Origin of the sequence: Amycolatopsis sp. 505, from assembly GCF_031625235.1 — a bacterium.
In the GTDB taxonomy this organism is placed as follows: domain Bacteria; phylum Actinomycetota; class Actinomycetes; order Mycobacteriales; family Pseudonocardiaceae; genus Amycolatopsis.
In genome coordinates this window covers 395,659-418,770 of record NZ_JACKQP010000008.1, presented here as the reverse complement: position 1 = coordinate 418,770, position 23,112 = coordinate 395,659, and the positions used below count along the sequence as shown (strand labels likewise).

The window sequence follows — 23,112 nt, the reverse complement described above, 5'->3', positions numbered from 1 at the left end:
GGAGGAAAGCATGCGGGCAGTAGGGGCCGCCGAGGTCGCTCCGGCGACGTACGCCTGGGAAATCCAGGCCGAGGCGCTGAAGGTGCGGGTGGGACGGAAGAAGATGGCCGTGGACGGGCTGGACCTGTCGCTCGGCAAGGGCGTGCACGGGCTGCTCGGCCCGAACGGCGCCGGCAAGACGACGCTGATCCGGGCCCTGGCGACAGTGCTCCGGCCGGAGTCGGGCCGCCTGTCGCTGCTCGGCACGCCGGCCGGCGGCCGCACCGGCCAGCGCGAGCTGCGCCGCCGGATCGGGTACCTGCCGCAGAACTTCGGGTACTACAAGCGGTTCACCGTCCGTGAGTTCGTCGAGTACCTGGCTTGGCTCAAGGAGATGTCCAAAGAGGACATCCCGGGTGCGGTCCAGCGGGCGGTGGAGCGGGTCGGCCTGGCCGATCGCGCGGACGACCGGATGAAGACGCTGTCGGGCGGCATGGTCCGCCGGGTGGGCATCGCCCAGGCGATCGTCAACGACCCGGAGGTCCTGCTCCTCGACGAGCCGACGGCCGGCCTCGACCCGGCGCAGCGGGTCCGGTTCCGCGAGCTGGTCCAGGAACTGGGCCGCGACTCCTGCGTGCTGATCTCGACGCACCTGGTCGAGGACGTCGCCACGGCGTGCACGGACGTCATCCTGTTCGCGGCGGGGAAGCTGGTGTTCCAGGGAACACCGGACGAACTGGCCGCCGCGGGCACCCTCGAGCACGTCGGCGACAGCCCGATCGAGCGCGGCTACTCCGCGCTGCTCAACCACGAGCCGGGTCAGGGGGCGTGGTGATCTTCCGCATCGAACTCCGGCGCTCGATCGCGCCCTGGGCCGGCCTTGCGGTCGTCGTCTTCGCGCTCGGGTTCCTCTTCCTGCTTTCCGGGCCGTGGTGGAAGGTGCCCGCGCCGCTGACCGCGAACACCACCACGACCGCGCTCTGGCTCCGGTTCCTGCTGCAGTTCCTCTGGCCCGTCGTGGTCGGGGCCGGCGCCATCCAGGGCATGCGCGACAGCCGCTCCGGCACGATCGAACTGCTGGCCACCACGCCGCGGCCCGCGTGGCACCGGGCGATCCGGCTGGCCGGCGCCGTCGGCGGGCTGGCCGCCGTCGGCTACCTGGTCGTGTTCGGGGTGGGTGCCGCCGAAGTCCTGGCCCACGACGGGTTCTTCTCGGGCGCCTTCGTCCCCGTCATCGGTGTCGGGGTGCTCGGTGTGGTCGCCGGCAGCTGGCTCGGGCTGGCTGTCGGACGGCTGTTGCCGCATCCGCTGACCGCGCCCGGGCTGGCCGTACTCGCCTTCGTCGGGACGATCCTCTGCTGGCTGTCGTTCGAACCGGGGCTGGACGCCGTCCTGCCGCGCCGGGCCGGTCCGCTGGCGCCGGTGCTGGCCCAGCCGCGGGGCTCGATGGTGACGACCGCCGGCGCGCTCGACGCCGGGCAGGCCGGGTGGTTCCTCGGCCTCGCCGTCACCGGGTTCCTGCTGCTGTCGGTGCACTCCGTGCGAGCGCGGCTGTTGAGCCTGCTGCCGCTCGTCGCCGGTGCCGCCATCGCCCTGCCGCTGTTCCCCGCGGACGTCCTCACCGTCGACAACGCCGCCGCCCGGAAGGTCTGCGACGGCCCGGTCTGCGTGGCGGAGCTGCACCGCGACAGGCTGGCCGCCTTGGCCGGCCCCGGCCGCGAAGCGCTCGCGATGCTGGCGAAGCTGCCCGGCGCGCCGACCCGGGTCGAAGAACAGGTCGCGCCCAACCCGGTGTACGAGCCCGTCCGGCGCGATCCCGCCGTCGTCTACCTCGACTTCCAGCGCAACGCCGAACTCCTCACGGCGGACGCGAGCGCCCTGCGGGTGGCCGTGCTGTCCGGGGCGGGCGTGCCGTCCTGCGAGTGGCCGACCAACGCGACCGTGTCCGACATGGGTGGCCGGATGATCGCGGCGGCGTACTTCACCGAAGAGCTGAAACCGCTTCCCGAGTACGCCGGGAGGTGGTTCCCACCGCAAGCGGGCCCGATCGAGCAGGCCTGGACGAAGTTCCGCGCTCTGCCCGCGGATGTCCGGTTCACCAGGGTCGTCGCCGTGCGCCAGGCGTTGCTGACGTGCCAGGGTGACCCGCTCGAAACGCTGGTGCCGGGATCGGGCCGATGAGGTGGGCGACGCTGTACGCCCGTTCGCGGCAGCTGCCGGCGGCGTTCGGGGCGCTGCTGGTGGCGACGTCCGGGGTGTGGTTCCTGGGCCGGGACTCCTGGGGCGGCATCTTCGCCACGCTGGCGCTGACCACGGCGGTCGCGGTGGCGGCCATCGGGCTGAGCGGCCAGGACCCCGACCTCGACCGGACGGCGGCGCTGCCGTGGCCGGTCCGGCGGTTCGCCCACCTGGCCCTGATCGCGGTCCTGTCCGGGGCGGTGGTGCTGGGCGTGCAGGAACTGGGCCCGTCGCCGGTCGCCGCGTCGATCATCGTCCGCGACGCGGCCGGTCTCGCGGGGCTGGCGGGGCTGGCGGCCACGGTCGCGGGCGGCCAGTTCGGCTGGACGCTCCCGCTGGCCTGGTCGGCGGCCTCGCTGTTCGTCCCCGGTGACCCCACGACGGTGAACCGCGTCGCCGCCTGGCTGCTGCAACCTCCGGAAACCCCGGCGGCCACCTGGACAGCGGCGGTGCTGGCGATCGCGGGAGCGGTGACGTACACCGCTTGGGGTGGCCGCCGCTAGTGGCGGCCACCTCGGGAAGGTTCAGACGTTGCGGACGTTCATCTCGAGTTCGTACGGCTCCCGGTCCCAGTTCTCGACGCCGAACGCGAGGATGCGCTCCGGGTGGATGCGGATCACCGCGTCGTCGAAGTGGACGTCCGAGAGGTGTTCGTACTGCCCCTGCGGGACTCCGACACCCACCAGGGCCTCCGCGCGGCCCCGGATCTCCAGGCACCGGACCCGCCACGGGTTCGTCGAAGGGACGTCGTCGACCACGAGGGCGACGCGGTCGTCGGTCGCGATGTTGCGGAACTTCTGGGTCCCGCGCAGGCGGTGCCCGGTGATGTCGATGGCTTTTTCGTCGGGGTTATACCGGAATCCGACCGGGTTCACCTGCAGCGTCCCGTTCGGTTGCCGGGTCGCCAGCCGGCCCAGCAGCTGGTCGGTCAGATAGGCGAGCTCTGCTTCGGTAAACATGATCGAAGTGTCCAACTTCAAGCTCCCTTGAAGTCAAGGGCCAGTGCGGCGAACCGCGCCCCGATCCGGCGGTGGGCCGCCGGGCACGGGTGGAGGTCGTCCGGCAGCGGGAGGTCCGCGAAGTCGGCTTCGCCGTACAGCGCAAGGCCGTCGAGGTAGCTCAGGTGCGGATCGGAGGCCTGCCGCTGCGTCACGATCCGGGCCAGCTCGTCCCGGATGACCTCCAGCGTCAGCTTGCCCGCCGCGCGCTCGGCGGGGTCGCCGGTCGCGCGGAAACGGACCACGCCGGCCGCCAGCGCTTCGTGGTCGAAGTCGCCCGGGCCCGGCGTCCGCTCGTGGATCGGGCAGTACAGCGGTGAGACGACCACGAGCGGGGTGTCCGGGTGGCCGTCGCGGATCGTGTCGAGGAACCCGTGCACCGCGGGCCCGAACGCGCGTAGGCGCATCAGGTCCGCGTTGACGACGTTGATGCCCAGCTTGACGCTGATCAGGTCGGCGGGTGTGTCCCGCAGCGCCCGGGCGGTGAACGGGTCGAGCAGCGCGTTGCCGCTGAAGCCGAGGTTCACCAGGTCGACGCCGGCCGCGGTGGCGGCGAGCGCGGGCCACGTCGTCGCCGGGCTCGCCGCGTTCGAGCCGTGGCTGATCGAGCTGCCGTGGTGCAGCCACACCCGGCCTTCGGGGACGGCCTCGGCCGGCGCGTCGGCCCGCAGGGCGATCAGCTCGGTGAGTTCGTTGTGCGGCAACCAGATCTCGACGTCCTTGGGCTGCCCGCCCAGCCCGGCGAACCGGACGACCCCGGGCGGTCCCGCGGTGAGCGAGGACGTACCGGCCGCCATGTCGACGGTGAGGATGTTGCCGCCGCCCACACTCGCCTGGGCGGTCAGCTCGCCGTCGACGAGCAGGTCGTAAACGCCGTCCGGCCGCGGCGGGGCGCCGGGGTAGACCTGCTTGGTGCGCAGCGTTTCCAGCTCGACGACGTCCGCGCGGGTCCGGAACCGCAGCCGCACGCCGGCGGGCTGCGCCTCGGCCATGGCGAGCCGCGGGTCGGTGTTCTGCGCCCGTGCGCGAGCCGGGAGCCGGTGGGGCACCAGGCCGCGCTCGGTGCGTTCGAGTTCGAGTGCGCCGCGAACCAGCTCCGCGGTCAGGGGGATGTCGATCACGAAGTCGGCCAATCCTGCAGAAGGGCATCGAGGGCGGCGAGGATGCGGACCCAGCTTTCCGGCGCGGCGGGGGAACTGTGGTCGAACCCGCCTTGGGCTTCGAGGCTGACGAACCCGTGGAAAACGCTGCCCAGCAACCGCACGGCGTGGGTCTCGTCCGGGCCCGTCAGGGCGTAGCCGCGCAGGATCGCGCGCATCATCTCGGCGTGCCGCGGCCCGGCACTCGCGGCAGCGGTCTCCGGGTCGAGCCGCACTTGCGCGGCGGCGTACCGCCCGGGGTGTTCACGGGCGTAGTCCCGGTAGACGTCGGCGAAGGCAACCAGCGCATCCCGCCCAGCCCGCCCCGCGAGCGCGGCGGCGGCCCGATCGGCGAGCTCGTCGAGCGCCAGCAGCGCGACCTTCGTCCGCAGGTCGTGAGCGTTCTTGACGTGCGAATACAGGCTGGCGACCTGAACGCCGAGCCGCCGCGCCAGCTCCGACGGCGTCACCCTGTCGAAGCCGGCCTCGTCGGCGAGTTCTGCCGCCGCGTGCACCACGCGTGCGGTGGTCAGCCCTGCTCGAACCATCATCCTTCTCCCATTTGCCTAAAGCCAGGGTAGATCGACCTAAAGGCTTTAGGCAACCGGGGTCAGGAGAAGAGCGCGTCCGCCCAGCTCGACTCGCGGGTCACGCCCGGCGGGACCGCGAAGTGCGCCGAGCCCGTGTGCTGGACGTACTCCATCATCGCGTCCTTCGACGACAGCGCCTGCTGCATCGGCACGTACTGCTTGCGGGTGTCGCGGTTGAACGCCAGGAAGAACAGGCCCGCCTCCAGGTGCCCCACGCCGTCCGAGCCGTCGACGAAGTTGTAGCCGCGCCGCAGGATGCGGACGCCGTTCAGCGCCTGGTGGGAGGCCAGCCGGACGTGGGCGTCCTCCGGGATCAGCTTCTCGCCGCCCGCGCCGCCGACGTCCAGGTCGAGCTCGTCGAACTCCGCGGTCTGGCCCAGCGGGGCGCCGGTGCCCTTCGTACGGCCGATGATCTTCTCCTGGCCGTCGAGGGTTTCGCGGTCCCACGTCTCGATGTGCATCCGGATCCGGCGCGCCACCAGGTACGAGCCGCCCGCCATCCAGGCCGGGCCGTCGGCCGCGGTGGCCCACACCTGGTCGGCCAGCACGTCGGGCTCCTCGGCCTTGATGTTGTTCGTGCCGTCCTTGAAGCCGAACAGGTTCCGCGGCGTCTGCTGTTCGCGCGAAGTCGACGAACTGCGGCCGAAGCCCAGCTGCGACCAGCGGACCTCGGTGACGCCGAAGCCGAGCCGGACCAGGTTGCGGACCGCGTGCACCGCCACCTGCGGGTCGTCCGCGCAGGCCTGGATGCACAGGTCGCCGCCGCTGCGGGCCGGGTCGAGCTTGTCCTTCGGGAACAGCGGCAGGTCGATCAGCTGCGGCGGGCGCTTGCCGGCCAGGCCGAACCGGCCGTCGAACAGCGACGGCCCGAAGCCGATGGTCAGCGTCAGGTTCGACGCCGGCAGGTCGAGCGCCTCGCCGGTGTCGCCGGGCGGGGCGTACGCGCCGCTGCCGACCGCGCCGTTCGCGACGACCTCCTGGCCCGCCGTCATCCGGCGGGCCGCTTCGGTCCACGTCTTGAGCAGGGCCCGCAGCTTCTCGCGGTCCTTCGTCGTGACGTCGAGGGCCGCGAAGTGCAGGTTGGCCTGCGCCGGCGTGACGATCCCGGCCTGGTGCTCGCCGTGGAAGTCGACGGTGTTCGTCGACGCCTCGGCGTTGCCGCTCGTCGCCTTGTCGATCCCGATGCCGGCGGCGGCTCCGGCCCCGGCGAGCGCGACACCCGCGCCCGCCAGGCCGAAGAGCTTCCGCCGCGAGACGCGCGTGCCCTCTGCCGACGTCACTTCGACACGACCTCCGCAACCTTGCTCAGCGGTTCGCTCAGCGCGTCGACGGCCGAGGCGAACTCCTTGACCTGGTCCTGGGAAAGCTCGGTGTACAGCTTGAAGCCGTCACCGGCCCGCTGCTTGTCCAGCAGGCCCTGCACGTTCGCGAACTCCTTGTCCAGAGTGGACACCAGCGCCGGGTCCTTGGCCTGCAGGATCGGCCGCAGCGAGGTGATCGCGCCCTTGGAACCGTCCACATTGGCCTGGAAGTCCCAGAGGTCGGTGTGCGAGAAGGCCTCTTCCTCGCCGGTGATCTTGCCGGTCGCGACCTCGTCGAGCAGGCCCTTGGCCCCGTTCGCGAGGTCCAGCGCGGACAGTTCGAGGGTCTTGGTCTTGGCGACCAGGTCCTTGACGTCGGTCACCAGTTTGTCGGCGATCTGGGCGCTGTCGGGCTGCAGGCCGGTCTTGAACAGGTCCTTCTCCAGCCGGTGGAAGCCGGTGAACTGCTGGTTCGGCTCGAGGTCGGCCTCGCGGACGTCGATGGCCGGGTCGAGGTCGCCGAACTTCTCGGCGACCGGCTCGATCCGCTCGTAATAGACGCGGGTGCGCGCGTATGCGGTCTTCGCCTCGTCGACCTTGCCGGCCTTCACGAGGTCGGCGAACTTCACCGTCTCGTCCTGCAGCGCGCCGGTGTTGTTCGCGATGTAGTCGGCGTAGCTCTTGGTGGCCTGCGCCTTCTGCGCGTTGGTGTCGTTCTGCTTCGCGACGCCGCCGGTGACGGTGAAGTCGCCGCGGATGCCGTTGCCGGCCATGCCCGGCTTGCACGCGGTCTGGTACTTGCCGGCGTCGGCGACCTCGACGATCAGCCGCCGGTTGAGCCCGGGCGCGATGTTCTCGACCTCGCCCATGATCCGGTCGCCCTCGGCGTAGAGGTAGAACTCGGTGACCTTGGTGCCCTTGTTGGTGATCTCGAAGGTCACGTTGCCGGCGTCGGCCGTGGTCGCGGAGACCTCGCACGCGGTGTCGGACGCCGAAACCTTGATCGGGCCGCCGTCCGCCGCGGGCTGGCTCTTGCTGTCGCACGCGGCGAGCGCCACCAGGGTGGTGGCGCCGGCCAGCAGGGCCAGGGGGGTGGTCTTGCGCACGGTCACTCCTTCGAGGCGGCCGCGGCGGCGGGCGCCGGCGCGGTCTTCTTGCTGGGCTTGAGGAAGAGGGGCAGCACGATGGCGACGTAGGCGACCCAGGCGACGGCCTGCAGCACGGTCGTCTGCTGCGAGTAGTTGAAGATGCCCTTCAGCAGCGCGCCGTACCAAGACGTCTCGGGCAGCGTCGCCGAAGCATCGAAGGCCAGGGTGCCGATGCCCGGGAGGAACGCGGCCTCCTGCAGGTCGTGCAGGCCGTAGCCGAGCACGCCCGCGGCGACGAACACCAGCAGCACGCCGGTGACCGTGAAGAACTTGCCCAGGTTGAACCGCACCGCGCCCCGGTAGAGCAGCCAGGCGAGGACGACCGCGGCCGCGATGCCGACGGCGAAGCCGATCAGCGGCTGCACGGTGTCCGACTGCGCGGTCTGGACGGCGGAGTAGAAGAACACCGCCGTCTCCAGGCCTTCGCGCCCGACCGCGAGGAACGACAGCAGCAGGACGGCCGCGGGGCCGACGTCCAGCGCGTCGTCCATCTTCCCGCGCAGTTCGGCGGCGATGCTCTTGGACGCCTTGCGCATCCAGAAGATCATCGCGGTGACGAACACGACGGCGACGATCGACAGGCTCCCGCCGAGCAGCTCCTGGTGCTCGAAGGACAGCTGGGCGGTCGTGTAGGTGAGGATCGCTCCGACGGCCACCGACAGCAGCACCGCGGCGCCGACGCCCGGCCACACCCAGCGCAGCGCGTGCCGCCGCTCGGTCTTGACCAGGAAGGCCACCAGGATGCTGACGACCAGCGCGGCTTCCAGGCCTTCGCGCAGCCCGATCAACGCGCTCGAGAACAACACCGGTCCGCCTCCCTGAGTTCTGCTTCCGTGATGGTTTTAGGTAAGGCTCACCTGTAAGTCCAGCGTGCGCGCGCCGCTCCGAAACGATGCAATCGGGCAAACAGGACATCGGCTCGAAGTTAGGTTAGGGTAACCGCAGGTCAGAGGCTTGCGCGTCGACTCGATAACGAATTCTGTGATTTCGCAGGCAGCGGGCCCGGGTTAACCGTCGGCTTGCCTGGTCAGCCGCTTGGGGGACCGCTTTTCGGGGGTTCCGGGTGGCGGAGCCCCCGGCCCGGGGCGAAGCACCGGAGCAACACAGCCCCACTTGAGTGCGTCCGTAACCTGTTCGGGTGGCCGATACCGCTCAGCCGACCGTCACGCCTCCGTCGTCGCCCTCGGGCGGCCCGCCCAGGCGGTACGTCGGCCGGATCGCCCTCGCGCTCGGGCTGGTGGTCACCGGCGTGATCCTGCTCGTCACCATCGGTGTCCGGAATCCCGACGCGCCCGCCGCGGCCCCGCCGGTGCAGCCGGCGCTCGCCATCCCCGAACAGCGTCCGCAGCCCGGTGCCGAAGCGCCGCGGGCCGGGCTCGCCGCGCCGGTCGACCGGCCGCAGGTGTCCGACCGCGTCGAGCTGGACGCGTGGGCGACCCGGGTCGCGAACAAGACGCACGTCCCGGCGCGCGTGCTCTCGGCGTACGGCCGGGCGGAGATGTGGATGCAGCGGCAGAAGCCGACGTGCCACCTCTCGTGGGCGTCGCTCGCGGGCATCGGCCGGGTCGAGACCGAACGCGGCGAGTTCGACCTCGCGGCGATCGGCGCGGACGGCCGGGTGGCGAAGCCGGTGGTCGGCCCGCCGCTGGACGGCTCGCCGGGCGTCCCGGCGGTGCGCGATTCCGACGGCGGCAAGCTCGACGGCGACAAGACGTGGGACCACCTGATCGGCCCGATGCAGTTCCTGCCGTCGACGTGGAAGAAGCACCAGGAGCGCGCGAACGGCGACGGTGGTGCGCCGGACCCGCAGAACATCGACGACGCGGCCTTCACGGCGGCGCGGTTCCTGTGTTCCGGGGGCGACGACCTCGGCACCCCGGCCGGCTGGTGGCGGGCGATCCTGTTCTACAACCAGGCCGTTCCCTACGGCCAGGACGTCTTCAGCGCGGCGGACGCCTACGCGGAGGCGAGCGTCGCGCCCTGAGTCACAGCTCGCGGTCGGCGACGAACGGCGTGACGGCCATCAGCACCAACAGCAGCAGCCCGGCGTACGCGCCCAGCGTGACGAAGATCGACATCGTGGTTCCTCCCGGTTCGGTCTGGAACCAGCTTCGCCGGACGAGGGGGTGCGGGACATCGGTCGAGGGGCCCGGCCTGCTCGGCCGAACGGCCGAGGACGCCCGGGCCGTTCGGCCCTGGTCAGGGTTCGCGCAGCGCGATGTGGGCTTTGACCTCGCTGATCGCTTCGAGGTACTCGGGCACCGGGTGCATCGCCGAGGCGATCTTCATCTGCGCCAGCGCCTCGACGAACCGGCCCAGCCGCTGCAGCGTCCGGCCCAGGATGAACCGGGCGTAGTGGTCCGTCGGGTCCAGTTCCAGCACCCGGGTGAACGCCTCTTCGGCGCGCCGCAGCTGGGCGGAGTGGAAGTACGCGCGCCCGGCCAGCAGGTGCACCGACGGTTTGTCCGTTTCGGATTCCAGCAGGGGCTGCAGGGCCTTCAGCGCGTCGAGCGGACGACGGCGGCCGACCAGGTCTTCGGCCTGGCGGAAGGCATGGAACCGCGACTCTTCGGGAGGCTGCGAAGCAGCTGCGGCGTCCGTCATGGTCACTCCCACGTTACCCCGGAGGAGGGGGTTGCACACGCCTCCGAACGGGACGTGATGGACTGTGCCGCCATGAGCAGCCCGTACCGGGGCCTGGCGCCCTACCTGTACTACGCCGACGCCACCGAGGCGCTCGCCTGGCTGACCAGGGTCTTCGGGTTCACCGAAGAGGTCCGGTTCTGCGACGGCGCCGGCGAGGTGTTCCAGGCGACGCTGCGCGCGGGCGAAGCGCGGATCCAGCTCGCCGGGGTCGGCCCGGACTACTGGCAGGCCAAGGGCGTCGACGGCCCGGTCGGCCAGCTCAACATCCTCTACGTCGACGACGTGGACGCCGCCTACGCGCGGATCGAGGCCGCCCTCGGGGACGAGTGCGAGCTGGAGCCGCCGCAGGACCAGCCGTACGGCGCCCGGGTGTTCACCGTCGCCGATCTCGGGGGCAACAGCTGGACGTTCTGGCAGCAGACGTCCGAGGTCGTCGAGCTGCCGCCCGGCTGGCAGGAGGTGCGCGCGGGCGGTGAGTCCTCCAACGGGTGAACTGCGGCGACGGCTAGGCTGGGCGCGTCATCGCAGGCAAGACGCACCGAGGAGCATGGCGTGGCTCTCATCGAGCAGGTAGGCGCGCGCGAGATTCTGGACTCGCGCGGCAACCCGACGGTCGAGGTGGAGGTGGCTCTCGACGACGGCACCCTGGCGCGGGCCGCGGTCCCGTCGGGGGCGTCGACCGGTGAGCACGAAGCGGTCGAGCTGCGTGACGGCGACACCGGCCGCTACAACGGCAAGGGCGTCGAGCGCGCGGTCGCCGCGGTGCTCGACGAGATCGGCCCGGAGATGGTCGGCATCGAGGCCGTCGACCAGCGGATCGTCGACCAGAAGCTGGTCGACCTCGACGGCACGCCGGCGAAGTCCCGCCTCGGCGCGAACGCCATCCTCGGCGTCTCGCTGGCCGTCGCGAAGGCCGCCGCCGAGTCGGCCGAGCTGGAGCTGTTCCGCTACCTGGGCGGCCCGAACGCGCACGTGCTGCCGGTGCCGATGCTGAACATCCTCAACGGTGGTTCGCACGCCGACAGCAACGTCGACGTCCAGGAGTTCATGATCGCGCCGATCGGCGCCGAGACCTTCCGCGAGGCCCTGCGCTGGGGCACCGAGGTCTACCACTCGCTGAAGTCGGTGCTGAAGGGCCGCGGCCTGTCGACCGGTCTCGGCGACGAAGGCGGCTTCGCGCCGAACCTCGGCAACAACCGGGAGGCCCTCGACCTGATCCTGCAGGCCATCGAGAAGGCCGGCTACACCCCCGGCCGCGACGTCGCGCTGGCCCTCGACGTCGCCGCGACGGAGTTCTTCTCCGACGGCGTGTACACCTTCGAGGGCGCGAAGAAGAGCGCCGAGCAGATGTCGGCCTACTACGCCGAACTGCTGGCGAACTACCCGCTGGTGTCGATCGAAGACCCGCTGAGCGAGGACGACTGGGACGGCTGGGTCACCCTGACCGCCGAGGTCGGCGAGAAGGTCCAGATCGTCGGCGACGACCTGTTCGTCACCAACCCGGACCGCCTGGAGGAGGGCATCACCCGCCGCGCCGCCAACGCGCTGCTGGTGAAGGTCAACCAGATCGGCACCCTGTCCGAGACGCTCGACGCGATCTCGCTGGCCACGTCGTTCGGCTACAAGTCGATGATGAGCCACCGCTCGGGCGAGACCGAGGACACGTTCATCGCGGACCTGGCCGTCGCCACCGGCGTCGGCCAGATCAAGACCGGTGCCCCGGCCCGCGGCGAGCGGATCGCCAAGTACAACCAGCTGCTGCGCATCGAGGAGACCCTCGGTGACGCCGCCCGGTACGCCGGCGAGCTGGCCTTCCCGCGGTTCACCGCCGAGGCCTGACGCCGATGGCGGACCGGGGGAGGACACGTGGCCGCCGCGGCGGTGGCGGCGGTTCGGCGCGGGTCGGCGGACCCGCGCGGACCCGCCGCCCGGAGGCCGGTCGTGCGGGGAGCCCGGGATCCCGGTCGCCCCGGACCGACGGCACCGCGGCGGCGCGCCGCCGCACCGGCGACGCGGAGACCACCAGGGCCCGGCTGCGCCGGGGCCTGGCGGCGAAGCGGGCCTCAGGCGCGGCGAAGGTGCTCGGCATGTCCACCACCCGCCGCGCGGCGGTGGTGGCGATCGTGGTGTGCGCGCTGGCGTTCACCATCGCCGTGCCCCTGCGCACGTACCTCTCCCAGCGGACCGAGGTCCGCGAACAGCAGGCGCAGCAGGCCCAGCTGCAGCAGGAGGTCGCTCAGCTCCAAGGCCGCAAGGCGGAGCTGAGCGACCCGGCGCAGATCGAGGCCGAGGCGCGCCGGCGGCTGCGGTACGTGAAGCCCGGCGAGACGCCGTACATCGTCCAGCTGCCGGAGGACAAGGCGCCGGACGCGGCCCCGCCGGCCGGGCAGCAGCAGGTCGCGGGCAGCTCCTGGTACGAGAACCTGTGGAACCAGGTCTCGGGCGGCTGAGGGGCACGCTCTAACCTGGACCGCGTGAACAGCACGCAGCAGCACCGGTTCGAGCCCGTCACCGACGCCGACCGCGAGATCATCGCGGAGCAGCTCGGACGGCCGCCGCGAGCGCTGCGCGCGATCGCCGCGCGGTGCCCGAGCGGGCACCCGTCCGTGGTGCAGACCAGCCCGCGGCTGGAGAACGGCACCCCGTTCCCGACGCTCTACTACCTGACCTGCCCGAAGCTCAATTCGATGATCGGCACCATCGAGGCGTCCGGGATCATGAAGGAGATGACCGAGCGGCTCACCACCGATCCCGAGCTCGCCGCGCAGTACCAGCGCACCCACGAGGCCTACCTCGCCGAGCGGGACGCGATCGAGCCGCTGGGTCACCAGGTCACCGCCGGGGGCATGCCGGGCCGCGTCAAGTGCCTGCACGTGCACGTCGCCCACACGCTGGCCGTCGGCCCGGGCGTGAATCCGTTCGGTGACGAGACGCTGGCCCTGCTTAAGGCCAACGGGTGGCCGATGGGGGACTGCGCCGCGTAACACTCGCGCGCTGTGAACAGATAACTGGTCTGGGTGAGCGAAAAGCTCGATTCCGACTCTCGATGGGCTGAAACCTCGCCGCGCTTGCGGCAGGCTGTGTCCCGACAGCGGCGATCGATCCGGCCAGGAGGGCTCTGAACATGCGCGTGCGGCGGCTGCCAGACGCAGTCGGCAGCTACACGCGAAGATTCGGGATCCGCCACCGCACCGCGTACCCGCTGATCACCGGCATCCTGGCCGTGATCCCGGCGCTGGTCGCCGGCGGGGGCACCCTCGGCTGGCTCGGCGGCACCGGTGAGCACACCCGCGACGCCGCCCTCGCCCAGGGCTACGACCCCGGCAACGCCGCCCTCCAGCAGATCGCCGTCGACGGCACCCTCCCCGGCAGCGTCAGCCCGGAGCCGCTCCCGGCGTACGAGCTCCCCGACGGCCCGCTCGGCATCCCGGCCACCGCGCTGAAGGCGTACCAGAACGCCGCCGACATCCTCGGCCGCGAGCAGCCCGCGTGTCACATCGACTGGGCCCTGATCGCCAGCATCGGCCGGATCGAGTCGAACCACGCGCGCGGCGGGTACGTCGACGCGAACGGGACCACCCGGGAGCCGATCCTCGGCCCGCAGCTCAACGGCCAGGGCAACTTCGCCGCCATCCCGGACACCGACCAGGGCCTGCTCGACACCGACCCGGTGTGGGACCGCGCGGTCGGCCCGACCCAGTTCATCCCGGGCACCTGGCGGGGCTACGCCTCCGACGGCAACGGCGACGGCAAGTCCGACCCGAACAACATCTTCGACGCGGCCCTGGCCACCGGCCGCTACCTGTGCTCCGGCGGGTTCGACCTGGCCGAGCCGGACCAGCTGCGCGGGGCGATCTACCGGTACAACAACTCCGACACGTACGTGAACACGGTGGTCCTGTGGGCGGACGCCTACCGCAACGGGATCATGCAGGTGCCGGACAGCACGGTGCCGGTCGGTGCCCCGAACGCGGCGGCGCTGCCCGCGCCGCCGCCGATCCCGCCCCCGCCGGTCCCGCCGACGACTTCTCCGGCGGCCCCGCCGACCACGAGCACGCCGCCGGCCACGTCGTCGTCCACGTGCGTCCCGCCGACGACGACGGTCACCACGACGACGGTCACCAGCGTCACGACCGAGCCGTCGCCGACCCCGACCGGCACCGGCGACCCGAGCCCGAGTCCGACGACGACGAAGACCCCCAGTCCCACCTGCGGTCAGACGGTCACCTCGGTCACCACGTCGACCACCCCGACGACCACGACCGTCGGGACGACGACACCCGCCGGTTAGGGTGATCGCATGCCTCGTGTTGCCGCGATCGACTGTGGGACCAACTCCATCCGCCTGCTCGTCGCCGAGCTGACGCCGCGCCACGACGGCACGGTCGACCTGCGCGACCTGCACCGCGAAATGCGGATCGTCCGGCTCGGCCAGGGTGTCGACGCCACCGGCGAGCTCGCCCCCGAGGCCCTCGAACGCACCCGCGTGGCGCTCGCCGACTACACGATCGCCGCGCGGCGCAAGGGTGTCGAGAAGGTCCGCATGGTCGCGACCTCGGCGACCCGTGACGCGAAGAACCGCGACGACTTCTTCCGGATGACCCGCGAGACCCTCGGCGTCGAGGCCGAGGTGATCACCGGCGACGAGGAGGCGCGGTTGTCGTTCACCGGCGCGGTGGGCGAGCAGGACCCGGACGACGGCCCGTTCGTGGTGGTCGACGTCGGCGGCGGCTCGACGGAGCTGGTCCTCGGCACCTGGGACGGACGGCGGGCCGAGGTGCTCGCGGCGAAGTCGGTCGACATCGGCTGCGTCCGCATCACCGAGCGCGCGCTCAAGAGCGACCCGCCGACCGCGGAGGAGATCGCCGCCGCCCGCGACCTGGCCGGGAAGGTGCTGACGGACGCGTTCGACGTCGTCGACGTCGCCCGCGCCCGCACGTGGATCGGCGTCGCGGGCACGGTGACCACGCTGTCGGCGATCGCGCTGGGGCTCCCGGAGTACGACAGCGACCGCGTGCACCTGTCCAAGCTCGGCGCGGCGGACATCGATCGCCTCGCCTCGGACCTGCTGCACAGCGACCACGCGACCCGGGCGGCCAACCCGGTGATCCACCCCGGCCGCGTCGACGTGATCGGCGGCGGCGCGGTAGTGGTCCAGACCCTCGCCGAGCAGCTCGCGGCCCGCGGCGGCCCGACCGAGCTGATCGTCAGCGAACACGACATCCTGGACGGCATCGCCCTCTCCCTCGCCTGACCCCGTGACTGAAGGGTCGACACCCGTGATTGAAGGGTCGACACGCGTGATTGAAGGGTCGACACGGCTGAGCCACGCCGTGTCGACTTCCCAATCACGGGTGTCGACCCTCTGATCACGCGTGTCGGCTTTTCGGGCACGTGGCTTCAGCGGTGTTCCGGCTGACCGACCGTTCGGCCGCCCCAAAGGGCTTGTGGCGCAACCGAACCGTGGGTGAGCGGGTGATGACCTGCTGTCCGCGCTGGGCCGTCCGGAGTATCCGGATTCCTACGTTGGTTGTGCTCCAACCAGGTGGTCCCGACGACCGTCACACATTTGCAACACCGCAGTCCTGTGATCAGCTTCACCGGCCCCGATAGCGTGCGTCTCACCTTTCGGACACACCGGATATGGAGGGGATCATGCGTCGTTCGCGCAGGCTCTGGGGACCCACGGTGGTGATGACCTCGCTGGCGCTCGCGCTCACCGCGTGCGGCGGTGGCTCGGGCAGCTCCACGGGGGCCGGCGAGACGGACCCCGACGGCACGGTCAGCGTCTACGGCACCGAACCGCAGAACGCGCTGGTCCCGACCAACATCAACGACCTCGGCGGCACCAAGGCGGTCCAGCCGATGTTCGCCACGCTGGTCGGCTTCAAGGGTGCGGACGCCAAGCCCTTCAACCTGATGGCGGACTCGATCACCACGACCGACTCCAAGGTCTACGACATCAAGATCAAGCAGGGCTGGAAGTTCCACGACGGCACCGAGGTGAAGGCGCACAACTTCATCGACGCCTGGAACTACGGCGCCTACGCGCCGAACGGCCAGCTCAACACCGACTTCTTCTCGAACATCCAGGGGTACAAGGACGTCCACCCCGAGGACGAGAACGCCAAGCCGGCCACCGACAAGATGTCCGGGCTGGTCGCGAAGGGCGACTACGAGTTCCAGGTGACGCTCAACGCGCCCTTCTCCGTCTTCGACATCAAGGTCGGCTACCAGGCCTTCGCGCCGCTGCCCGACTCCTTCTTCAAGGACCCCAAGGCCTTCGAGCAGCACCCGATCGGCAACGGCCCGCTCAAGTTCGTCTCGCGGACGCCCAACCAGGACATCAAGCTCACCCGGTTCGACGACTACAAGGGTGACGACAAGGTCAAGTTCAAGAACCTCGACATCAAGATCTACTCCAGCCAGGAGACCGCCTACCAGGACCTGCTGAGCGGGCGGCTCGACTTCATGGAGGCGCTGCCGCCGTCGGCCGTCGCCGGCGGCAAGTACAAGAACGACCTCGGCGACCGGCTGGTCACCGGCCACCTGCTCGGGATCAGCACCATCGCCGTCCCGTACTACGTGCCGGGCTACAACAACCTCGAGCTGCGCAAGGCCATCTCGATGGCGATCGACCGCGCGCAGATCACCAAGACCGTCATGAACGACACCTACGTGCCGGCCGACGGCTACATCTCGCAGGGCATCCCGGGCGCGCGGCCCGGCGTGTGCCAGTTCTGCAAGTACGACCCGGCGGCGGCCAAGGAAGCCTTCGCGAAGTCGGGCTTCAAGGGCAAGCTGACCATCGCGTCCAACGCGGACGGTGGCCGCAAGGAGCCGCTGGTCGCGGCGTGCAACAGCATCAAGAACACCCTCGGCGTCGAGTGCGACTTCGTGCCCGCGACCGACTTCGGCCAGTGGCGCAGCATCGTCACCGGTCACAAGCTGACCGGCATGGGCCGGTCGGACTGGTCGGCGGACTACCCGTCCATCGAGGACTTCCTCAACCCGATCTACAAGACCGGCGGCTCCTCGAACGACTCGACGTACTCGAACCCGCAGGTCGACGCGCTGCTCGAGCAGGCGGACGCCACCGCCGACAAGGACGCCGCGGTCAAGCTGTACCAGCAGGCCGAGGACCTGATCGCGAAGGACCTGCCGTCGATCCCGACCTGGGACGAGAAGGGTGTCGCGGCGAAGTCGAAGAACCTCAAGACGGCGGCCCTGGACTTCCGGCGGATGCCGGACTACCCGTCCATCGAGGTCCTGAAGAAGTAGCTGCGGCTCCCACCACCACGCCGTCGTGAGTGGTAACGCGGGTTCTTACCCGCCTTACCACTCACGACGGCCGGCGCGCACTAGGAACACTTGATGACCCGCTACGTCCTGCGACGGCTGCTCCAGCTGATCCCGGTGTTCTTCGGCACCACGTTCCTCATCTACGTCCTGGTCTGGGCGGTTCCCGGCGACCCGTTCTCCGGCAAGTGCGGCCAGGCCGCCTGCCCGGCGTCCTACGTCGCCCAGATGACCGAGAAGTTCCACCTGAACGACAACATCTTCGTCCAGTACTTCAAGTACCTCGGCAGCCTGTTCACCGGCGACTGGGGCGAAACCTTCAACGGCACGTCCGTCGGCGATCTGATCGCCACGTCCTACCCGATCACGCTGCGCCTGGCCGTGATCGCCGTGGTCATCGAAGCGGTCATCGGGCTCACCGCCGGCGTGCTGACCGGCCTGCGCGGCAAGGGTTTCCTCGACAACCTGGTGCTGGTCTCGACCACGTTCCTGATCTCGCTGCCGGTGTTCGTCACCGCGATCGTGCTGCAGCTCGCCCTGGGCAGCAACGGCCTCGGCTGGATCGAAGCGAGCGTGTCGGACAACCCGAGCGTCGGCGAGCTCATCGTGCCCGGCATCGCGCTCGGCAGCCTGTCCATGGCGTACGTGGCCCGGCTGGCGAGAACGAGCATCGCCGAGAACCGCCGCGCCGACTACGTCCGGACGGCGATCGCGAAGGGCCAGCCGCAGAGCCGGGTCGTGCTCGTCCACCTGCTGCGCAACTCGGTGATCCCGGTGCTGACGTTCCTCGGCACCGACCTCGGCGCCCTGATGGGCGGCGCGATCGTCACCGAAGGCGTGTTCAACATCAACGGCCTCGGCGGGCTCATCTTCCGCGGCATCCAGAACCGGGAGAGCGCCACCGTCGTCGGCGTGGTCGTCCTGCTGGTGCTGGTGTACCTGCTGATGAGCCTGGTCGTCGACCTGCTGTACGCCGTTCTCGACCCGAGGATCCGCTATGACTGACCCGAACCTGGTGGGCGGCGGCGGGGCCGACGCGGCCGAACTGTCCCGTGTGGACGATTCCGCCGCCGGCCCGCAGAAACCCCGCAGCCTGTGGAGCGACGCCTGGCGGCAGCTGCGGCGCAAGCCGGCGGTGCTCGCCTCGGCGGTGATCATCCTGTTCATCGTGCTGATCGCGATCGCGCCCGGCCTGTTCAGCTCGCGCGACGCGGGCTTCAGCGACCTCGCGCGCGCGAACGAGGGCCCGTCCGCGGACGCCTGGTTCGGCTACGACAACCAGGGCCAGGACGTCTACGCCCGCACCATCTACGGCACCCGCGCGTCGGTGCTGGTCGGGCTGTTCTCCACGCTGGTGACCGTGCTCCTCGGCTCGGTGATCGGCATCATCGCCGGCTACTACGGCCGGCTCGTCGACAGCCTGCTCTCGCGGTTCGGCGACATCTTCGCCGGCCTGCCGTTCGTGCTCGGCGCGATCGTCATCCTGACGACGTTCAACGCGCCCGGCTCGAACCCCGGCGCGGTCACCATCATCGTCCAGGTGGTCTGCTCGATCGCGGTGCTGAGCTGGCCGGTGGGGATGCGGATCATGCGCTCGGCGACGCTGGTGGCCAAGCAGCTCGACTACGTCAAGGCCGCGCGCGGCCTCGGCGCGAGCACCCCGCGGATCATCTTCCGGCACCTGCTGCCGAACACGATCGCGCCGGTGCTGGTGTACGCCACCATCGCCCTCGGCGCGTTCATCGGCGCCGAAGCGACGCTGGCCTACCTCGGCATCGGCGTGCGGGCCCCGGTGATCTCGTGGGGCGTGCTGATCGCCGACTCGCGGGACTACTTCCGGAACGACCCGCACATGCTGCTGTTCCCCGGCGCCTTCGTCACCCTGACCGTGCTGGCCTTCGTGATGCTGGGTGACGGCATCCGCGACGCGCTCGATCCGAAGTCGAGGTAAGTCCTTGTCCGACAACGAACTCCTGCTCGAAGTCGAAGACCTGCACGTCGAGTTCCGGACGGCCGACGGCGTGGCCAACGTGCTCAACGGCGTCGGCTATTCGGTGCACGCGGGCGAAACGCTGGCCGTCCTCGGCGAATCCGGTTCCGGGAAGAGCGTCACCGCCCAGACGGTGATGGGCATCCTCGACATGCCGCCCGGCGTGATCACCGCGGGCGCCGTGCGCTGGCGCGGGGAGGACCTGCTGACCGCGTCCGAGGACCGCCGCCGCGAGGTGCGCGGCAGCGAGATCGCGATGATCTTCCAGGACGCGCTGTCCGCGCTCAACCCGGTGTTCACCGTGGGCTTCCAGATCGAGGAGCAGCTGCGCGTCCGGCTCGGCATGTCCAAGAAGGACGCTCGCAAGCGGGCGATCGAACTGCTCGACACCGTCCGCATCCCGGCCGCCGAACGCCGGATCAAGGACTACCCGCACCAGTTCTCCGGCGGCATGCGCCAGCGCGCGATGATCGCGATGTCGCTGGCGCTGGACCCGGACCTGCTCATCGCCGACGAGCCGACCACCGCCCTCGACGTCACCGTGCAGGCCCAGATCATGGACCTGCTGGAGGAGATCCAGGCCGAACGCAAGATGGGCCTCGTCCTGATCACCCACGACCTCGGCGTGGTGGCCGAGGTCGCCGACCGGATCGCGGTGATGTACGCGGGCCGGATCGTCGAGCAGGCCGACGCCGTCGAGCTGTTCCGCGCGCCGGCCCACCCGTACACCGCCGCGCTGATGGACTCCCTGCCCCGGCTCGACCTCAAAGGACAGACCCTGGAAACCATCAAGGGCCTGCCGCCCAGCCTGCTCGACATCCCGCCCGGCTGCCCGTTCCACCCGCGGTGCAAGCGGGCCGAGGACCGCTGCAGCGTGGATGTCCCGCCGCAGCACGCGATCGGCTTCGGCCGCACGAGCGCGTGCCACTTCGCCGAAGAGGTGGTGAGCTCCCGTGCCTGACCCCATCCTTTCGGTCACCGACCTGAAGAAGTACTTCCCGGTGCGCACCGGGATCCTGTTCAAGCGCACGATCGGCCAGGTCAAGGCGGTCGACGGCGTCTCGTTCGACCTGATGCCGGGCGAGACGCTCGGCGTCGTCGGCGAGTCCGGCTGCGGCAAGTCGACGCTCGCCCAGGTCCTGATGCGCCTGGAGGAACCGACCGGCGGCACCGCGAAGTTCGAGGGCCGCGACATCTTCGCCATGCGCGGCGCCGAGCTGCGGAAACTGCGCCGCGAGATCCAGATCGTGCTGCAGGACCCGTACACCTCGCTCAACCCGCGGATGACGGTCGGCGACATCGTCGGCGAGCCGTTCGAGATCCACTCCGAGGTCGCCCCGAAGGGCTCGCGGGCGGGCAAGGTGCGGGAACTGCTCGAAGTGGTCGGGCTCAACCCCGAGCACCTCAACCGCTACCCGCACCAGTTCTCCGGCGGGCAGCGCCAGCGCATCGGCATCGCGCGGGCGCTCGCGCTGCGGCCCAAGGTGATCATCTGCGACGAGCCGGTGTCCGCCTTGGACGTCTCGATCCAGGCGCAGGTGATGAACCTGCTCGGCGACCTGCAGGGCGAGTTCGGCCTGTCCTACGTCTTCATCGCGCACGACCTTTCGGTGGTGCGGCACCTGTCGAACCGGGTCGCGGTGATGTACCTCGGCAAGATCGTCGAGCTCGGCACCGACGAGGAGATCTACGAACGACCGTCTCACCCGTACACCCAGGCGCTGCTGTCCGCGGTGCCGGTGGCCGACCCGGCCGTGCGCGGCCGCCGCCAGGTGATCCGGCTGACCGGCGACGTGCCGAGCCCGCTGGATCCCCCGTCCGGGTGCCGGTTCCGCACGCGCTGCTGGAAGGCCGAGGACCGGTGCGCGACGGAGGTGCCGGAACTGGTGCCCAGGACCGACGGGCACTTGTCAGCTTGTCACTTCGCCGAGCAGAAGTCGGTTGTTCCGTAACAGACGTTTGGCCGTTGTACGCGCATTGTCCGATCTATACGGTGCAGGAACCGCTTTCCGCGAGGAGGAGAAACGTGAAGAGACCCAGGCTTCTGGCCGCGGTGCTGGCCGTGCCGCTGTTCGGCGCGGTGTCCGCCGTCGCGGTCCCGGCCGCGTCGGCGCAGCCCGCGCTGTCCGGTCCGGCGACCGAGTTCACCGTGCTCGCCAAGGACGTCCAGAGCATCGGCAGCGCCCAGCAGGCGATCAAGGCCGCGGGCGGCACGGTCCTGGAGACCAACACCGCGGTCGGCCTGATCAGGGCCAGCGCGCCGGCCACCGGCTTCACCGAGCGGGTGGCCACGAACCGCGCGGTGTTCGGTGCCGCCAAGGCCCAGTCCATCGGTTCGGTGCCGCGGACGGGCAAGAAGACCAAGGGTGACGCCGGCGTCGAGAAGGAAGGCCGCGGCGGCGCCGCTTCGAAGAAGGCCGCGGCGAACAAGGCCGTCGGGATGGACCCGCTGGACGACCAGCTCTGGGGCCTCAAGTCCGTCCGGTCGGACCTCTCGCGCACCAAACAGGCCGGCAGCAAGCAGGTCAAGGTCGGCGTCATCGACACCGGCATCGACGGCACGCACCCGGACATCGCGCCGAACTTCGACCTGGCCGACTCGCGCAACTTCACCCGCGACATCCCGACCGACGTCAACGGCGCCGAAGTGGACGGACCGTGTGAGTTCCGCGGCTGCGTCGACCCGGCCAACCACGACGACGGCGGCCACGGCACGCACGTCGCCGGCACCATCGCCGCCGCGGCCAACGGCTTCGGCGTCTCCGGTGTCGCACCGAACGTGACGCTGGTGAACATCCGCGCCGGCCAGGACTCGGGTTACTTCTTCCTGCAGCCGACCGTCGACGCGATCACCTACGCCGGTGACGCGGGCATCGACGTCGTCAACATGTCGTTCTACACGGACCCGTGGCTGTACAACTGCACGGCGAACCCGGCGGACTCGCCCGCCGAGCAGGCCGAGCAGCGCACGATCATCGAGGCGACCCAGCGCGCGCTGAACTACGCGCACCGCAAGGGCGTCACGATGCTGGTCGCGCTGGGCAACCAGCACACCGACCTGGGTGCGCCGCAGCCGGACACCACGAGCCCGGACTACCCGGCCAACAGCACCCACCCGCGCACGGTGGACAACTCGACCTGCCTCAACCTGCCGGTCGAGGGCAACCACACGATCGGCGTGAGCGCGTTCGGACCGTCCCAGAAGAAGGCGGACTACTCGAACTACGGGCTCGAGCAGATCTCGGTCTCGGCTCCGGGCGGCTTCTTCCGCGACTACTTCGGCTCCCCGTGGTACCGGACGGTCGAGAACGAAATCCTTTCGACGTACCCGAAGAACGTGGGGATCGCCGAGGGCAACATCGACGCGGACGGCAACATCACGCCGGACGGCGTCACCGCGGGTGTCAAGAAGGCGACGGCGGCCGACGGCCGGGTCGGCTACTACCAGTGGCTGCAGGGCACGTCGATGGCCACCCCGCACGCCACCGGCGTCGCGGCGCTGATCATCTCGCAGTACGGCAAGAAGTCCCACGGCGAGTTCGGGATGGACCCGGACCAGGTCCAGCGCGTCCTCGAGGGCACGGCGGCGAAGATCGCCTGCCCGGTCCCGCGCACGGTGGACTACCTGAAGGAGGGCCGCGACGCGACGTTCACGGCCACCTGTGAGGGCGACCCGTCGTTCAACGGCTTCTACGGCCACGGCGCGGTCGACGCCTACGCGGCGGTGACGCGCGGCTCGCAGTACCTGAAGTAGGGAATTCCGGACGAATCCGCCCCGGGAAGG

23 protein-coding genes are annotated in these 23,112 nt (G+C 70.5%); 16 read left to right on the top strand and 7 right to left on the bottom strand.

Features of this window, described 5'->3' with window-relative positions; all coding sequences use genetic code 11:
* The first annotated feature begins 10 nt into the window (after nt 1-10).
* Genes H5965_RS29835 through H5965_RS29825 form a run of 3 tightly spaced genes read left to right on the top strand, consistent with a single transcriptional unit; the run spans nt 11 to nt 2,720 of the window.
* Entirely contained in the window at nt 11-814 is an 804-nt protein-coding gene (locus tag H5965_RS29835; RefSeq protein ID WP_310973843.1) for an ABC transporter ATP-binding protein, read from the top strand.
* On the top strand, nt 811-2,160 hold the full coding sequence (locus H5965_RS29830) for a hypothetical protein (RefSeq protein ID WP_310973841.1): 1,350 nt from the start codon (nt 811-813) through the stop codon (nt 2,158-2,160). The genes H5965_RS29835 and H5965_RS29830 overlap by 4 nt, the downstream gene beginning before the upstream one ends.
* A complete protein-coding gene (locus H5965_RS29825; protein ID WP_310973840.1) occupies nt 2,157-2,720 on the top strand; it encodes a hypothetical protein in 564 nt (187 codons plus the stop codon). Before H5965_RS29830 ends, H5965_RS29825 begins: the two co-directional genes overlap by 4 nt.
* Before the next feature lie 21 nt (nt 2,721-2,741).
* Here the strand turns inward: H5965_RS29825 and H5965_RS29820 are convergent, their stop codons facing one another.
* From H5965_RS29820 to efeU, 6 genes are all read right to left on the bottom strand, one after another.
* A complete protein-coding gene (locus H5965_RS29820) occupies nt 2,742-3,176 on the bottom strand; it encodes a PPOX class F420-dependent oxidoreductase (RefSeq protein WP_310973838.1) in 435 nt (144 codons plus the stop codon).
* Between the two features lie 17 nt (nt 3,177-3,193).
* Nucleotides 3,194-4,336, bottom strand: a complete 1,143-nt coding sequence (locus tag H5965_RS29815; RefSeq protein ID WP_310973836.1) for a GDSL-type esterase/lipase family protein — start codon at nt 4,334-4,336, stop codon at nt 3,194-3,196.
* Entirely contained in the window at nt 4,333-4,902 is a 570-nt protein-coding gene (locus H5965_RS29810; protein ID WP_310974192.1) for a WHG domain-containing protein, read from the bottom strand. The genes H5965_RS29815 and H5965_RS29810 overlap by 4 nt, the downstream gene beginning before the upstream one ends.
* A 62-nt stretch (nt 4,903-4,964) precedes the next feature.
* On the bottom strand, nt 4,965-6,224 hold the full coding sequence (efeB, locus tag H5965_RS29805) for an iron uptake transporter deferrochelatase/peroxidase subunit (RefSeq protein WP_310973834.1): 1,260 nt from the start codon (nt 6,222-6,224) through the stop codon (nt 4,965-4,967).
* Nucleotides 6,221-7,357, bottom strand: a complete 1,137-nt coding sequence (gene efeO, locus H5965_RS29800) for an iron uptake system protein EfeO (RefSeq protein ID WP_310973833.1) — start codon at nt 7,355-7,357, stop codon at nt 6,221-6,223. Before efeO ends, efeB begins: the two co-directional genes overlap by 4 nt.
* Nucleotides 7,354-8,199 (bottom strand): iron uptake transporter permease EfeU, encoded by an 846-nt coding sequence (efeU, locus tag H5965_RS29795; RefSeq protein WP_310973831.1) that lies wholly within the window; start codon nt 8,197-8,199, stop codon nt 7,354-7,356. The genes efeO and efeU overlap by 4 nt, the downstream gene beginning before the upstream one ends.
* 431 nt (nt 8,200-8,630) lie before the next feature.
* On the opposite strand from efeU, the gene H5965_RS29790 reads away from it, so the two are divergent.
* Nucleotides 8,631-9,377, top strand: coding sequence for a murein transglycosylase (locus tag H5965_RS29790; protein ID WP_310974190.1), 747 nt, complete (start codon nt 8,631-8,633; stop codon nt 9,375-9,377).
* A 215-nt stretch (nt 9,378-9,592) separates the two neighbouring features.
* On the opposite strand, the gene H5965_RS29785 is transcribed toward H5965_RS29790, so the two are convergent.
* The gene (locus tag H5965_RS29785) at nt 9,593-9,997 is read right to left on the bottom strand and encodes a tetratricopeptide repeat protein (protein WP_310973829.1); all 405 of its coding nucleotides are present in this window, start codon (nt 9,995-9,997) and stop codon (nt 9,593-9,595) included.
* Nucleotides 9,998-10,069: 72 nt separating this feature from the next.
* Here H5965_RS29785 and H5965_RS29780 point away from each other — a divergent pair, with 72 nt between their 5' ends.
* From H5965_RS29780 to H5965_RS29725, 12 genes are all read left to right on the top strand, one after another.
* Nucleotides 10,070-10,531, top strand: coding sequence for a VOC family protein (locus H5965_RS29780; protein WP_310973827.1), 462 nt, complete (start codon nt 10,070-10,072; stop codon nt 10,529-10,531).
* A gap of 60 nt (nt 10,532-10,591) precedes the next feature.
* Entirely contained in the window at nt 10,592-11,878 is a 1,287-nt protein-coding gene (eno, locus tag H5965_RS29775) for a phosphopyruvate hydratase (protein ID WP_310973826.1), read from the top strand.
* A 248-nt stretch (nt 11,879-12,126) separates the two neighbouring features.
* Nucleotides 12,127-12,489 (top strand): septum formation initiator family protein, encoded by a 363-nt coding sequence (locus H5965_RS29770; RefSeq protein WP_086845214.1) that lies wholly within the window; start codon nt 12,127-12,129, stop codon nt 12,487-12,489.
* 24 nt (nt 12,490-12,513) lie between these two features.
* The gene (locus tag H5965_RS29765; protein WP_310973824.1) at nt 12,514-13,023 is read left to right on the top strand and encodes a DUF501 domain-containing protein; all 510 of its coding nucleotides are present in this window, start codon (nt 12,514-12,516) and stop codon (nt 13,021-13,023) included.
* 140 nt (nt 13,024-13,163) lie between these two features.
* Nucleotides 13,164-14,330: a lytic murein transglycosylase gene (locus H5965_RS29760; RefSeq protein ID WP_310973819.1), complete on the top strand. Its 1,167-nt coding sequence runs from the start codon at nt 13,164-13,166 to the stop codon at nt 14,328-14,330.
* A 9-nt stretch (nt 14,331-14,339) separates the two neighbouring features.
* The gene (locus tag H5965_RS29755; RefSeq protein ID WP_310973815.1) at nt 14,340-15,293 is read left to right on the top strand and encodes a Ppx/GppA phosphatase family protein; all 954 of its coding nucleotides are present in this window, start codon (nt 14,340-14,342) and stop codon (nt 15,291-15,293) included.
* Between the two features lie 401 nt (nt 15,294-15,694).
* Nucleotides 15,695-17,320: an ABC transporter substrate-binding protein gene (locus H5965_RS29750; RefSeq protein WP_310973809.1), complete on the top strand. Its 1,626-nt coding sequence runs from the start codon at nt 15,695-15,697 to the stop codon at nt 17,318-17,320.
* 93 nt (nt 17,321-17,413) lie between these two features.
* Nucleotides 17,414-18,343: an ABC transporter permease gene (locus tag H5965_RS29745; RefSeq protein ID WP_310973804.1), complete on the top strand. Its 930-nt coding sequence runs from the start codon at nt 17,414-17,416 to the stop codon at nt 18,341-18,343.
* Nucleotides 18,336-19,289 (top strand): ABC transporter permease, encoded by a 954-nt coding sequence (locus H5965_RS29740; RefSeq protein ID WP_310973802.1) that lies wholly within the window; start codon nt 18,336-18,338, stop codon nt 19,287-19,289. Before H5965_RS29745 ends, H5965_RS29740 begins: the two co-directional genes overlap by 8 nt.
* Nucleotides 19,290-19,293: 4 nt before the next feature.
* Nucleotides 19,294-20,289 carry an ABC transporter ATP-binding protein gene (locus H5965_RS29735; RefSeq protein ID WP_310973798.1) on the top strand — a complete coding sequence of 332 codons (996 nt, stop codon included), beginning with the start codon at nt 19,294-19,296 and terminating at the stop codon, nt 20,287-20,289.
* Nucleotides 20,282-21,280 (top strand): dipeptide ABC transporter ATP-binding protein, encoded by a 999-nt coding sequence (locus tag H5965_RS29730; RefSeq protein WP_310973797.1) that lies wholly within the window; start codon nt 20,282-20,284, stop codon nt 21,278-21,280. The genes H5965_RS29735 and H5965_RS29730 overlap by 8 nt, the downstream gene beginning before the upstream one ends.
* A gap of 74 nt (nt 21,281-21,354) precedes the next feature.
* On the top strand, nt 21,355-23,082 hold the full coding sequence (locus tag H5965_RS29725; protein WP_310973795.1) for a S8 family serine peptidase: 1,728 nt from the start codon (nt 21,355-21,357) through the stop codon (nt 23,080-23,082).
* The last annotated feature ends 30 nt before the right edge of the window (nt 23,083-23,112 follow it).